The sequence below is a fragment of the Nostoc sp. DSM 114161 genome, from assembly GCF_052692665.1.
Genome location: NZ_CP195141.1, coordinates 5,378,963 through 5,391,281, shown reverse-complemented (window position 1 = coordinate 5,391,281; position 12,319 = coordinate 5,378,963). Strand labels below are relative to the sequence as shown.

General features: G+C 39.6%; 12 protein-coding genes. 1 reads left to right on the top strand and 11 read right to left on the bottom strand.

Features of this window, described 5'->3' with window-relative positions; all coding sequences use genetic code 11:
• Window positions 1-216: 216 nt before the first annotated feature.
• The 5 genes from NSTC745_RS22910 to NSTC745_RS22890 form a co-directional block, all read right to left on the bottom strand.
• Window positions 217-972, bottom strand: coding sequence for an SDR family NAD(P)-dependent oxidoreductase (locus tag NSTC745_RS22910; RefSeq protein WP_445633007.1), 756 nt, complete (start codon window positions 970-972; stop codon window positions 217-219).
• A gap of 138 nt (window positions 973-1,110) precedes the next feature.
• Window positions 1,111-1,932, bottom strand: a complete 822-nt coding sequence (locus tag NSTC745_RS22905; RefSeq protein WP_445633006.1) for a sugar phosphate isomerase/epimerase family protein — start codon at window positions 1,930-1,932, stop codon at window positions 1,111-1,113.
• A 177-nt stretch (window positions 1,933-2,109) separates the two neighbouring features.
• Window positions 2,110-3,234, bottom strand: a complete 1,125-nt coding sequence (locus NSTC745_RS22900; protein WP_445633005.1) for a DegT/DnrJ/EryC1/StrS family aminotransferase — start codon at window positions 3,232-3,234, stop codon at window positions 2,110-2,112.
• A 1-nt stretch (window position 3,235) separates the two neighbouring features.
• Complete coding sequence (locus tag NSTC745_RS22895; protein WP_445633004.1) at window positions 3,236-3,658, bottom strand: secondary thiamine-phosphate synthase enzyme YjbQ; 423 nt, start codon at window positions 3,656-3,658, stop codon at window positions 3,236-3,238.
• Complete coding sequence (locus NSTC745_RS22890; protein WP_445633003.1) at window positions 3,655-4,668, bottom strand: SDR family oxidoreductase; 1,014 nt, start codon at window positions 4,666-4,668, stop codon at window positions 3,655-3,657. The genes NSTC745_RS22895 and NSTC745_RS22890 overlap by 4 nt, the downstream gene beginning before the upstream one ends.
• Before the next feature lie 363 nt (window positions 4,669-5,031).
• On the opposite strand from NSTC745_RS22890, the gene NSTC745_RS22885 reads away from it, so the two are divergent.
• Window positions 5,032-5,775 (top strand): sterol desaturase family protein, encoded by a 744-nt coding sequence (locus NSTC745_RS22885; RefSeq protein ID WP_445633002.1) that lies wholly within the window; start codon window positions 5,032-5,034, stop codon window positions 5,773-5,775.
• A 159-nt stretch (window positions 5,776-5,934) separates the two neighbouring features.
• Here NSTC745_RS22885 and NSTC745_RS22880 read toward each other — a convergent pair whose 3' ends face one another.
• The 6 genes from NSTC745_RS22880 to NSTC745_RS22855 form a co-directional block, all read right to left on the bottom strand.
• Window positions 5,935-6,765, bottom strand: coding sequence for an SDR family NAD(P)-dependent oxidoreductase (locus NSTC745_RS22880; protein ID WP_445633001.1), 831 nt, complete (start codon window positions 6,763-6,765; stop codon window positions 5,935-5,937).
• Between the two features lie 22 nt (window positions 6,766-6,787).
• Window positions 6,788-7,621, bottom strand: a complete 834-nt coding sequence (locus NSTC745_RS22875; protein WP_445633000.1) for a sugar phosphate isomerase/epimerase family protein — start codon at window positions 7,619-7,621, stop codon at window positions 6,788-6,790.
• Between the two features lie 428 nt (window positions 7,622-8,049).
• The gene (locus tag NSTC745_RS22870) at window positions 8,050-8,322 is read right to left on the bottom strand and encodes an acyl carrier protein (protein WP_445632999.1); all 273 of its coding nucleotides are present in this window, start codon (window positions 8,320-8,322) and stop codon (window positions 8,050-8,052) included.
• A 129-nt stretch (window positions 8,323-8,451) separates the two neighbouring features.
• Complete coding sequence (locus tag NSTC745_RS22865; protein ID WP_445632998.1) at window positions 8,452-10,068, bottom strand: amino acid adenylation domain-containing protein; 1,617 nt, start codon at window positions 10,066-10,068, stop codon at window positions 8,452-8,454.
• 94 nt (window positions 10,069-10,162) lie between these two features.
• Window positions 10,163-10,807, bottom strand: coding sequence for a hypothetical protein (locus NSTC745_RS22860; RefSeq protein ID WP_445632997.1), 645 nt, complete (start codon window positions 10,805-10,807; stop codon window positions 10,163-10,165).
• Between the two features lie 96 nt (window positions 10,808-10,903).
• Window positions 10,904-12,274: an MBOAT family O-acyltransferase gene (locus NSTC745_RS22855; protein ID WP_445632996.1), complete on the bottom strand. Its 1,371-nt coding sequence runs from the start codon at window positions 12,272-12,274 to the stop codon at window positions 10,904-10,906.
• Window positions 12,275-12,319 lie beyond the last annotated feature (45 nt).

The following is a 12,319-nucleotide window of genomic DNA, read 5'->3' as shown; positions in this document are numbered from 1 at the left end:
CCAGTTCCTTTTAAGTATTTTCGCTATATGTATAAGTTATGTCTTTTCTTGGCGTATTTGCGTAAAACTTGACTTTATTTATTTTACGAACCGCCTTCGCGAAGCGTCTCGTTCGCTCTTAGGTCTCGTAGAGAAGAGAAGGACGCCAAGGACGCAAAGGAAGAGTATAGATAATCTTATGGTGGAAGGAAGTAGTCTGATTAAATATAAGGATATTCACATAAGCGTAAAGCCACCATTGATACATAAATATTGTCCTGTGACAAATTTGGATTCTTGACTAGCAAAATAAAGCACTGCTTCAGAAATATCCTGTGGAGTACCCCATTGCTGCATAGGAATTCTTACTTGGTAAGCATCTTTTTTGTCTTGAGGGACACTTTCATGGCGTTCTACAGGAATCCACCCCGGAGCAACGGCGTTAACTGTGATTCCAAAGGGTGCAAGTTCCGTCGCCATGCTGCGTGTGAATCCCAGTTGTCCACTTTTAGCGGTGACGTAAGCACTAAAGTTATTCACCCCCCGAAAGCAAACGTCACTACTGATATTGATAATTCGTCCCCATTGTTTCTGCTTCATCACGGGTAAGCAAATACGAGTCAGTAAATAGGGACTCTTGACAAAAAAGTCAAGCATTGTTTGGAAATCTTGCCAGCTATACTCCTCAAAGGGTATCTGGGGCTGGTTTCCGGTTGCATTCAATACCAAAATATCTACAGCGCCAAGTTGTGTGGCGATCGCTTCATAAATAGCTGCCACGTCTGCTTCGTCGGTAACATTCCCACGCACTAAAATTCCTTGGCAACCTTGCTGTTCTAGTTCAGCCAAAGCTTGTTTCGCCCGCGATTCGTTGTTGTTGTAGTTGATTGCTACCTTAGCACCGGCTTGTCCCAATTTTAGGGCGATCGCTTTTCCCAAACCGGCAGAACTTCCTGTGACTAAAGCAACATGTCCATCTAGAGAAAATGACATTTAATTGCTAACCTTTGATGAAAAATAGTTAGGAGTTGGGAGTTAGGAGTTGAGGTTGTATCAAATTCATCTGTAGTTTTACACTATTTATAATTATCAATCTTCAATCCTCAATTCTGAATTCTGAATTCTAATTTCTTACATTCCTAACATTTGACACAAGTTATTTACGCTTTCTTTGGTTCCATGTTCGACATCTGATGGTTCTTCATATTCAACTACCCAATATCCCTGGTAACCTGCATTTAATAGTTCTTGGATAATTGGCTGCCAAACAATTTCTCCTTCTCCAAAAGCACAAAATTGAGGCCCACCATTAGCCCATTTAACATCTTTCCAATGACTGTAATTTACCCAAGGAAGGATGTAGCGTAATGCCATCAAAGGATCGGTTCCTTGGTTCAAAAAGTTAGCGGGATCGTAGTTTACACCAACCGCAGGACTTTTGATGCCTTCCATAATTCTGGCAACTCTTTGTCCTGTTGCTGTCGGGCCGCCATGATTTTCAATAGTTATTTTAATACCTCTTGCTTGGGCATAATCACCAATGCGGTTAAAGGCATAGTGGAGCCGAGGGAAAACATCAGCAAGAATATGATCGTTTCTGTGATCGCCAGACAATAATCGGACAAATTTTGCTCTTAGTTGTTGTGCTATATCAACGAAACGTTCTACTCTTTGAATCTCTTTTTCTAAATCAGCTTCTTCTGGAATTGTAAAATTATTTCGTCCAGCTATACAGATAATATCTACACCTGCTTCTTGTGCCCAAGTAGCTATTTTAGAGACTGATTCATCGTCACCATCATTTAAAAGATGTTTGGGTGCTTGGGGGTGAGCGTTAACTTCTACTGAGCGGATGCCTTGGTTGCTTATCTGGCGAAAATATTCTGGTATTTCCACCTCTCTCCAGCCCCAAGCTGCACAGCCAATATTTGGTGGAGTAATGTTATTGGTCATATTTGGATTTTGGATTTTAGGTTGTGAAACGGCTTTTTTATTTGGTTTACTTGCTTGGCAACGTAATACCGTTTTTTACGAACCGCAGAGGCGCAGAGAACGCAGAGAAAAAGAGGAGATGGGTAATTTTTTAATGAGAAAGTAATATTAATCGATCCTGCAACGTCTGTGTAGGTATTAGGAATATCGATAGAATAATTTAATGTTTTCACAGACTTGATGGAGTTCTTCAGTGGTTAATCCTTGATAAATAGGTAAGCTGAGGATTCGCTGTGCTTGCATTTCTGTAACAGGGAAACTTCCTTCTGGATAGCCTAATTCTTTACCTACTGTAGATAAGTGAATTGGCACTGGATAATGAATTGCAGTGCCGATACCGCGATCGCTTAAAAATTGACGCAGTTCATCGCGGCGTTCTGCTTGAATGATAAAGTTGCTATATACGCTTTTTTCCCACTCTCGCTCTAGGGGTATTTCGATCTCAGGAATGCCAGCAAGTTGAGTTTGGTAATAACGAGCATTTTGCCGACGCTGCTGTGTCCATTCTTGGACGTAGCGCAATTTAACTAAAAGAATTGCTGCTTGTAGGGTATCTAAACGGGAATTATGCGACCATAAAACACAGTCGTCACGGGTACGCAAGCCAATATTACGCATAATTTTGAACTGTTCGTACAGTTGGGGATCGTTTGTAACTAGCACCCCTCCATCCCCACAAGCATTTAAAATTTTTAAGGGATGTAAACTAAAACAGCCTACTATGCCAAAAGAACCCACTGGTTGATTTTGATATTGTGCGAGTACTGCTTGCGCTGCATCTTCCACAACGGCGATTCCTTTTTCTTTGGCAATGGCTAAAATCGGCTCCATGTCGCAAGGTCGCCCTGTAAGATGGACTGGGACAATCGCCTTCGTTTTGGCAGTAATCGCAGTTGCAATTTGACTCACATCAATGTTGTAATCATCCCCGACATCGACGAATACAGGTTTTGCCCCAAGCACGCGAATACAGCTAGCTGAAGCCACGAAGGAATTCGGCGCAGTGATGACTTCATCGCCAGAGCCAATACCAAGGGCTTTGAGTGCGAAAATTAAGGCATCTGTCCCAGAATTAACGCCCACTGCATAACGAACGCCGCACAATTGAGCAAACTGACGCTCAAACTCTGCAACTTGCTCGCCTAAAATAAAGTTGCCGTCATCGAGGACTTCACCAATTGCTGACAGCAACTCAGACTTCAAGGAAGCGTGTTGAGTTTTGAGGTTGATGAAGGGAATTTGGTTAATCGTTAATTGCTGCACTTTAATATCCCAAAATGTTGATAAGGACTTCACGGGTGTAACCAGACTGACGATGTTCCCAGATATAGATATCTTGTAAACGACCGAGTTGTAAAAGACCTTGGGCAACAGGAATTTGTTCGGAGGTATGGGTGAGGGCAGATCGAATATGCGCGGGCATGTCGTCTAAACCTTCTCCAGCGAGGAGATATTTACCTGTTTCTGGTACTAGTTGGGCAAAAAAGGCTTCGACATCGGGCTTGGCATCATTTTCCTGAATCAGTAAACTAGCTGAGGTATGACGTATAAAAAGGTTACAAAGCCCTGCTTGAATTCCCGATTCTGTAACGATCGCTTGGACTTGGGGTGTAATCTGACACAGAGATTTACCAATGGTTTGTACTTTGATTGCTTGTTGGTAAAGTCCGATCGCTGAGTTTGTCATACTGCTTCCTTCCCTAGATGCTCAAACCAAGATTTTGTCTCTTGTTGAATTGTTTCTGGTGTCCACACTGGAGCATCTTGCCAAAGTTGAATGTTGGCTAACATCTCGGCTACTCCTTGACTCAAAGGTACTTGAGGTTGCCATTTTAAAAGTGTAGTAGCTTTGGTAATGTCTGCCCAAGTACAATCGGGTTCTCCTGGCCGTTTGGGAATATGAATGATTGGGCCTTCTAATAATTTTACGAGTGTGAGGACGCTTTCAGATTTACCGGAACCAATATTGATAATTTCGCCTGCGATCTCAGATTCCGCAGCTTTGACAAAGGCTTCTACGACATCGCTGACAAAGGTAAAATCTCTCGTTTGCGTTCCATCTCCAACCACAGTAAAGGGTTTTCTGGCTAGTTTCTGAGCGAGAAATACGCCAAACACCGCACCATAAGCCCCAGTTGTACGCGATCGCGGCCCATACACATTAAACAGTCGTAAAGAAAGGGCTGGAAGTTGATAAACTTGCGCCCAGTGCATGACTAGTTGTTCTCCTAAATATTTGGTCAAACCATAGGGATGTTTGGGATGACAGGGATAGGTTTCCGGTGTGGGATATTGGTCGGGAATACCATAGCAGGTGGAGGAAGCTGTGTAAATAAATTTCTCAATTTGAGCATGACGACAAGCTTCTAAAAGGACAAAGGTACTATGCAGATTGGAATGATAATATTGCCCTGGATTTTGGATTGAAGGAACTAAATCGGCTAATCCTGCTAAATGAAATACCCAATCAATATTTGTTAAAGTGTCTGAGGAAATGTTAGCTACATCTTGCTCAATAAATGTAAATTCAGGATAGGTTTCGGCTGCTTTTAAATTGGTCGTTCTGCCTGTAATTAGATTATCCAATCCTACGACACTATGACCTAATTTGAGTAGGCGATCGCACAAGTGAGAGCCAATAAAACCAGCAGCACCAGTCACTAAGCAACGTTTAGGAGAATTTAGTTGATTGTTCATGCAAAATTAGTAATTTGTTTGCCAAAAGTTTTTTGCAAATATTATATCTGATTTGAGTATAATTGCTGCTTGATAGTTGTTATTCTCCCGTGAAATTTAATTTTTCGATCGCATTCTGCAATCATGAGAACACTGGCGTAGCCAGCCAAAGATATAGTTGGCACTGGTTTAAGATTAGAAAATGAATAATTGGACAATTCTTTAGGCATCACACAGGTTTTTGCCGACATCATAAATTAGCCTTGCGAACTAGATTAATTAGTTTGGTAATTTTTTATATTTACATTTAAATTTTCTGGTTGATAATACCTATTAAAAGTGCTACTCTGATGATTTAGTAAAAACTTTTCACATTGAATAGAAATGAAATCGATATTACTCTACTGGTTAATGATTTTTAGTTTTGGTGGCATACTTTGGCTTTGGGAAAGACGAACTCCGCTACGCCAAATCGAATACAATTCTGAGTTTTTTAAGGAACTTAGCACAGTATCTATAACAGTTCCTTATGGATTTTTTGGTGATTTATTTCTTTCGGCAATTATTTTCAATTTATTTGTTTTTCCGGCAAATATTATAGAATCTATAGGATTTTTATCTTTACCTCTGTGGGTGAGACTTCTTACTGCTTATTTGGGAAGAGAACTGACTTATTATATAATCCATCGGCTACAACATTCAAATATGTTTTTCTGGCTAACCCATCATTGGCATCATTCAAGTCCGTCAGTATGGTGGCTAGTTGCACAAAGAGTAAGCTTCACTAGTATGATTTTATATAGGATTTCATTTATCTGGTTTCCATTATTAAAAATTCCCCCAGAAATCATGTTGATAATAATGGCACATCTGGCATTCCAAGATAATTGGATACATCTCAATGTCAAATGGCAACCTTGGATGAAAATAGTAGAGTGGATTTATGTTACTCCCCGATTTCACAGCATACATCATTACGATATGAGAGGGAAAAATTTAGGTGATACTTTAACTATATTCGATCGGTTATTTGGTACTTATTTAGACCCAGATACATATGATTTGAAAGAGGATCAATCTGCTTCAAATAATGAACCGATAACAGTAAGGATGATTGTGGGAATTTAAAAATTATTAAAGTTTTAGCGTTCTGTATACCTAGCAAGAATAAACTACGATTACGACAGGAGTTTAGCAAGTGAATTTTGCTATGTTAAGAGCTACAAAAACTCTCTATTTTTCTCGTCCTGATACTATTTCACGAAATACTTGATATAGTGCAGGTGCCTACGCGGTTAATCCTGCATCAACTAGTAAAGTATGACCGCTCATATAGATTGCTAAGTCGCTGGCGCAGAACAAAGCGACACGAGCAATATCATCAGGAACACCAACTCGACCCAACGGTATCTCTTTTGCAACTTCATCGCTATCTACACCAGAATTATCTTGAAATTCGGCTGAATTAATATAGGCAGTTTTAACCACAGATGGTGCGATCGCTAGTACCCGAATGCCATGTTGGCCTAGTTCAATAGCTAGACTTTTAGTCAACCCACCGATACCATGTTTGGCACAGACATAAGCACTCATTTTTGGCCAAGCTTTGTAGCCTAATACGGAAGAGAGATTGATAATCACCCCGCCATTACCAGCCGCAATCATCCGCTTTGCTGCCTCGCGCGATCCAAAAAACACTCCATTCAAGTCAACATTAATCACCTCTTGCCAAGCTTCATCGGAAAATTCTAGCAATGGTTTAATGGGAAAGATGGCAGCGTTATTCACCCAGATATCGAGTCGCCCAAACTCAGAAATGGTTCGTTCAGCCAAGGTACTTAGAGTAGCGGAGTTGCTAACATCTACCGCTATGCCGATCGCTCGATTGTTATATGTCTTAGTTAGTTCTGCTGCTGCTTGATTGGAACTCTCTTGATGATGTCCAGCAACCACTACGTTGGCACCCGCTTCTGCCAGTCGTTTGCAGATTCCCCAACCAATGCCCTTCGATCCACCAGTGACGACAGCCACCTTTTCCTTTAAAGAAATCAGTTCGGGTAATGGGCGATCTGAGACATCTGGGATGATAAATTTTTCATTTTCTGTTGTGCTAGTCATGCTGCTTTTGTGCAATTAAGTGTTAATCTCGTTTGAGAAACGCTAGCCCTTCATAGGCGATCGCTTCCGGTGTTGATGCCAAATCTCGCCAGATACGAGCCTCAGTAACAATCTCGTGATTTGAGAAGTCGAAGCTCTCGATTACCATCCAGTGGTTGTATTGTATATCTCGAAGTGCAGCAAAGATGCTGTCCCAAGCTATATGACCGCTGCCTGGGGTGCCGCGATCGTTCTCGCATACCTGTAGGTGTTTAAGATGGCGATCGGCGCTTTTGATTGCTGTAGCAATGTTCTTTTCTTCAATGTTGGCGTGGAAGATGTCAAGTAGTAGACCGACGTTGGGATGATTGACAGCATCGCACAGTGCTACCCCATCAGCGATCGTGTTGAGGAAGTAAGTTTCAAAGCGATTGATCGGTTCTACCGCCAAGGTGACTCCATACTCTACCAAGGTGTCTCCTAGTGACTGCAATTCCTCCACCGCCCGCTGCCACTCATCTACGGTGCGGCGGCGTTTGGGTAGGTAGCGGATGGGCGAATAAAATGCCCCTCCGAGTGTGTTTGCTCTTAATTCGGCAGTTATCTCTACAACCTGCTTTAAAAACGAGAGAGTTTGCTGCCGCACAGCACTGTCGCCACTGACCAAATTTAATTCTCCAATCAGCCCAGAACAGACAGTGCATCCCAAACCATTGCGTTCGATTTCTGCACCAATCTTAGCAGCATCGAAATCGTCGAACTGGAAACGAGCAATTTCGATGCCATCATAGCCATGTTCTTTTAATTCAGGCAGGAGCGCCAAGTTCGACTCGTCAAATGCTACTGTCCAGAGAAAGCTGTTAACACCGTACTTCATTTAAAATATCCTTTTGTCTTGCAGGTTACTATTATTGATGGTTCACAATTTGCCTTTAAAGTAGAAGAATTAGCGGTGCGTTACGGCGCAGCCTAACGCACCCTACTGGCGTGGCAAGCTTAAAATAGTGCATTAGTAAACTCTTGTGGGGTGGGCATCCTGCCCGCCCGGACGGGTGAGGACACCCATCCCACAATAAAATTTATTGCAACATTTTAGCCTTGCCACGCTACTACTGGCGCACCTGTGAGAGGTTAAAAAAAGTACATTTTGTTAATCAGCTAAAATACCCAAAAACCTTATTAGGACTTACGCAAAAACTCTCTCTTGCTCTTATTTCTTTGTGCCCTACCCTGCGGGAAGCCACTTCGTGTCTATGCGTCCTTTGCAGTTCGTTATTTCTAGTTTTTGTCATTCTATAAACCAAATCAATTTACTACTTTTTGAACAACCAAATGCTTAATAGCATTAACCGATTCAAAGTTATCTAATAATAATTCTTTTGAATTTAACGTAAAACCAAACTTTTCTTCCAGAAAGCTAGCTAGCTTAAAAATGCTTATTGAGTCAATAATTCCTGCTTCAATTAAAAGCATTTCATTTGAGAAACTTATATCAGTTCTATTGTACATAAAATTTTGAACGATATGCTCTTTAATTATTTTTTCTATCTCCGCTTCGGTGTACTTGTTCGTCGGCATAATTATTAAGCTCCTTGTTGAAATATTTTTCAAGTATTTTTAATTTATTCAAATATATATTTTTTAGTTAGAACGCGGCACTTTTTATGATTCGTATCGGGGTTTCTATGAAATGCTAAAAAAAGCTCACTATGGTTTTAAATTTTTCTCAATAGCTTCTGTGCGTAGTAAATTCCTGTTAATTTTGCCTGTAACTGTTTTAGGCAAAGAGGTATGGCGAAAGTCAATATTCTCAGGAATCATATATTTGGGAAGACGCTCTGCACAAAAATATTGCAAATCGTGTTGTTTCAAATTACTCTCTTCTTTGACCACAACTATAGCCTCGATACGATTGCTGATTTGTTCGTCGGGAATGGCAATAACTACTGCTTCTTCAATATCTGGATGGCTGTAAAGCGTAGTCTCGATTTCTCCCAATTCAATACGGTATCCCCGACTTTTAATTTGGTAGTCACCACGATCTACATAAATATAATTGCCATCTGCATCTTGTTTCACTATATCGCCAGTACGGAAGACAATTTCTTCACCCAGGTGTGGATTAAGTACATAAGGAACCAAAACCTCTTTGGTTTTTTCAAGCATTTTCCAGTATCCTTTCATGAGTGATGACCCTCGCATACAAAGTTCGCCACTTTCTCCAGGATTAACAATTTGATTGTCTTCATTAACCACAAATAAATCAATATTAGGGAATGCTTTCCCAATAGGAATTTTTTTCATTTCTGGAGTAATATCTCCAAGTAAATAAAAGGTACGAGGGAATGCTTCTGTAGAACCGTAGAGCTGATAATACTTAGCCTGGGGAATCGCCTTCATCAGATTATGAAGATATTTTTGAGGAAATATTTCGCCACCAAAGATAATTATTCTTAAATCTGGAAATTTATACTCGTCTAAATTTCCCCGGAGTACAAGTTGGGTTAGTAAAGATGATACTGAAGACCAGATTGTAATTCGTTGATTTTCTGTAAACTTGCTCAATTCTATTGGCAGAACGGAGAGTTCTGAGGGAACTAAAATTAGAGTTGCTCCTGCCTTAATCGGCAAAAAAATATCAAAAATTGAGCCGATAAAATAGATAGGAAACAGACCGGATATCCGATCGGTAGGCTGGACATCAAAACCTCGATAAAAGCAGTTAACAGAAGTCAGTAAAGCTCGATGGCTAATCATTACCCCTTTTGGTTTGCCAGTTGAACCTGAAGTGTACATGATAGTAGCTAAATCTTGGTCAATCAGAGCAGTTGGCGATAAGGGAGAGTCAGGCGATCGCAATACCTCTTGCCATGTAACTATATTTGTTGGGAAAAGCTCACTTTCGCTTTCTTGCGTACCTAAATCTTCGAGAATGACGCATTGTAGATATTGAGAAAAATTACTATCTATTACATCTTCATAGAGTTTGGTAAGCTTTAGGCTAGTAGTCACCAGAGCCTTTAGTTCGCAATCTTCAATTAAGAATCTCAGGCGCTTAACTGGAGCTAATGGATCTATAGGAACATAGGCAGCGCCAGCTTTCAGTATGCCGTAAATAGTTATTACTGCTTCGATGGATTTGTTTAGACAAATACCAACGCGATCGCCTTTGCCTATTCCAGCATCATTAAGAACACGAGCTAACTGATTAGAAACTTTATCTAGCTGTTGATAATTTATACTTTGATTTTTATAAATTACAGCTTCTTTATCTGAATAATTTACTGCATTTATTTCTAATAAATCTTGTAGTAAATACGCCATGTTTGCTTCCATAAAAAGTATTTATTGTATACGTTGTTTATAATTAATTACTAACAAAAGCTATCTCGCAATTTCTTATTTATACTCAGGATCTTTATCTTGCATACGTTTGATATTCTAACTTACTATACTCTCTGTAATTACTAGATATGCCAAATTTTTTTCCTAAGTTCAGCATTAAGCAGCGACTAGATGTTATAGCAGAGTGAAAAACTCCCTGAGGAATAACCACAATCGGAATATTATTAACGCTCAATTCTGGTGAAGACGATAATTCGATTACTCTAGTTAGCCCAGCTTCTTTAAGTTCTTCGTAACTTCGATAGTTAGTAACTTGAAGACTAGCAAGCGTAATAGGCTTTTTTTTTGATTTTAAATATATCACATCTTCGTATACCGATTTTAAATCAATGTTTGGTAGCTCAATAACTTCAACACTATGCGAGCCTTGCAATAATATTAACCAATCTTCCTGTAATCCATGCCAATCAAAATCAGCATTAGCTCCTCCAGATACTTCAACCCAAGTTTGAATATTTCCTGGGTTATTAGCATAAAAAAGCTCAAGCAACAGTTCTCCTTTTTTAATCTTAAAATTAGTGCAATATTCCGCAGGAGTTGTAACGTAGGCTTTGGGAGATATAACTCTTTTCAACAAATATTCATTGAGACTGACTTCACAATCTACGCTGCTCGGATCTTGATTGTATATGTTGTTATTCTTTTGCTCAATTTCCATAGTAATTTAACTGAATTACAAAACGACATTTTCAAAAGTTGGGAAATATAATTTTAAACAGCTGGTGGTAGTAAATAAGACAAACAGAAAACTCAACTAAAACTGAAAGTAGACAAAGGGTTGAGGACTCATTGCTACAAACCGAAGTATTACTGAAACTAACACTCCAAATAAAGCTGCAAAACTCCAGTTGGGAATTTTCCGCCACCAATCAATTCCCTCAAGTTTATAAGCTGCCCAGTGCATTATGATTAAAGGTACAAAAATCCATGCAACTTGGATGTTTAAGTTTTGAAAACCAGGAGAATTTAAGAATATAAAGGATTTCCCCACTTGCATAGCAGTCGCTAAATCGTTACTCCGAAACAAAATTGAAGAGGCACAAAACCAGTAAAAAGTGAGGGGGATACCTATCATGTTTCTTAGAGGTAGTAACCAGTTGTAGGGAGCAACCCAAAATGACCATTGTTTGTGAACAACTAAAGCAATTCCATTCAATCCTCCCCAAACTACAAAATGCCAAGCTGCTCCATGCCAGAGTCCTGATAGGAGCATCGTAATGAAAAGATTTCCGTAGGCAACCAGTTCTATTCGTTGACTTTTTCTTAGCGCGATCATCAAAGGAAAATAGACATAATCTCGAAGCCAACTGTAGAGGGTAATATGCCAACGTTGCCACAAATCAGTGACACTACTGGAAAAGTAGGGAAAATTAAAGTTCAGAGGTAGCTTGTATCCCAGTAAACCTGCACAAGCGATCGCCATATCTGAATAGCCAGAAAAGTCGCAGTATATTTGTACTGCGAAAGAGACAACAGCAATCCAACAGCTTAAAGCGGTATAATTTTCTGGGTTTGTAAAATATTGGTCTACTAGAGGAGAAAGATTATCCGAAATACAAGCTTTTTTAAAATATCCCACTAAAAATAGTGTTAAAAACCCTCGAACATCAACATCGTTTAGATTTTTTGGGGTTAGTAATTGAGGCAAAAAAGTAGATGCACGGACAATAGGGCCTGCAACCAGTTGAGGGAAAAAAGTTACAAATAAAGCAAAATCCCAAAAACTTCTAATAGGTTTGAGTTTACCAAGATATGCATCAATCGAATAGCTTAGAGTTTGAAATGTGTAAAAACTAATCCCTACTGGCAAAATGATTTGAAGGGATTTAATACTAATAGGTAAACCTAAAAAATTTAATAAGTGTGAGGCAGAATCAGCAAAAAAATTATAATATTTAAAAAATCCTAATAAACCTAGATTTGCAACTAGGCTGACTATCAACCATCCTAGACGTTGCTGCCGATTTAGCGGTTTACTCAGCAGTGCATTCCAAGAAAATACATTTATCCATCTGTTCTTCGTTTCTCCGTATTGTAGTGCTTTACTTTTTTGAATTTCTTGTCCTGTTATTGAAGAATCAAGCTGTGGTCTAGACATCATCAAACCAACAAAGTAGTCAATCACTGTCGAGAACAATAACAGGAAAAGAAAACGCCAATCCCAAGCACT

Excerpts from the sequence above, each read along its gene's own strand:
- NSTC745_RS22905 (WP_445633006.1), bottom strand. The coding sequence starts at position 1,932 with ATGACCAATAACATTACTCCACCAAATATTGGCTGTGCAGCTTGGGGC.
- NSTC745_RS22885 (WP_445633002.1), top strand. The coding sequence starts at position 5,032 with ATGAAATCGATATTACTCTACTGGTTAATGATTTTTAGTTTTGGTGGC.
- NSTC745_RS22880 (WP_445633001.1), bottom strand. The coding sequence starts at position 6,765 with ATGACTAGCACAACAGAAAATGAAAAATTTATCATCCCAGATGTCTCA.
- NSTC745_RS22890 (WP_445633003.1), bottom strand. The coding sequence starts at position 4,668 with ATGAACAATCAACTAAATTCTCCTAAACGTTGCTTAGTGACTGGTGCT.
- NSTC745_RS22875 (WP_445633000.1), bottom strand. The coding sequence starts at position 7,621 with ATGAAGTACGGTGTTAACAGCTTTCTCTGGACAGTAGCATTTGACGAG.
- NSTC745_RS22895 (WP_445633004.1), bottom strand. The coding sequence starts at position 3,658 with ATGACAAACTCAGCGATCGGACTTTACCAACAAGCAATCAAAGTACAA.
- NSTC745_RS22870 (WP_445632999.1), bottom strand. The coding sequence starts at position 8,322 with ATGCCGACGAACAAGTACACCGAAGCGGAGATAGAAAAAATAATTAAA.
- NSTC745_RS22860 (WP_445632997.1), bottom strand. The coding sequence starts at position 10,807 with ATGGAAATTGAGCAAAAGAATAACAACATATACAATCAAGATCCGAGC.
- NSTC745_RS22865 (WP_445632998.1), bottom strand. The coding sequence starts at position 10,068 with ATGGCGTATTTACTACAAGATTTATTAGAAATAAATGCAGTAAATTAT.
- NSTC745_RS22910 (WP_445633007.1), bottom strand. The coding sequence starts at position 972 with ATGTCATTTTCTCTAGATGGACATGTTGCTTTAGTCACAGGAAGTTCT.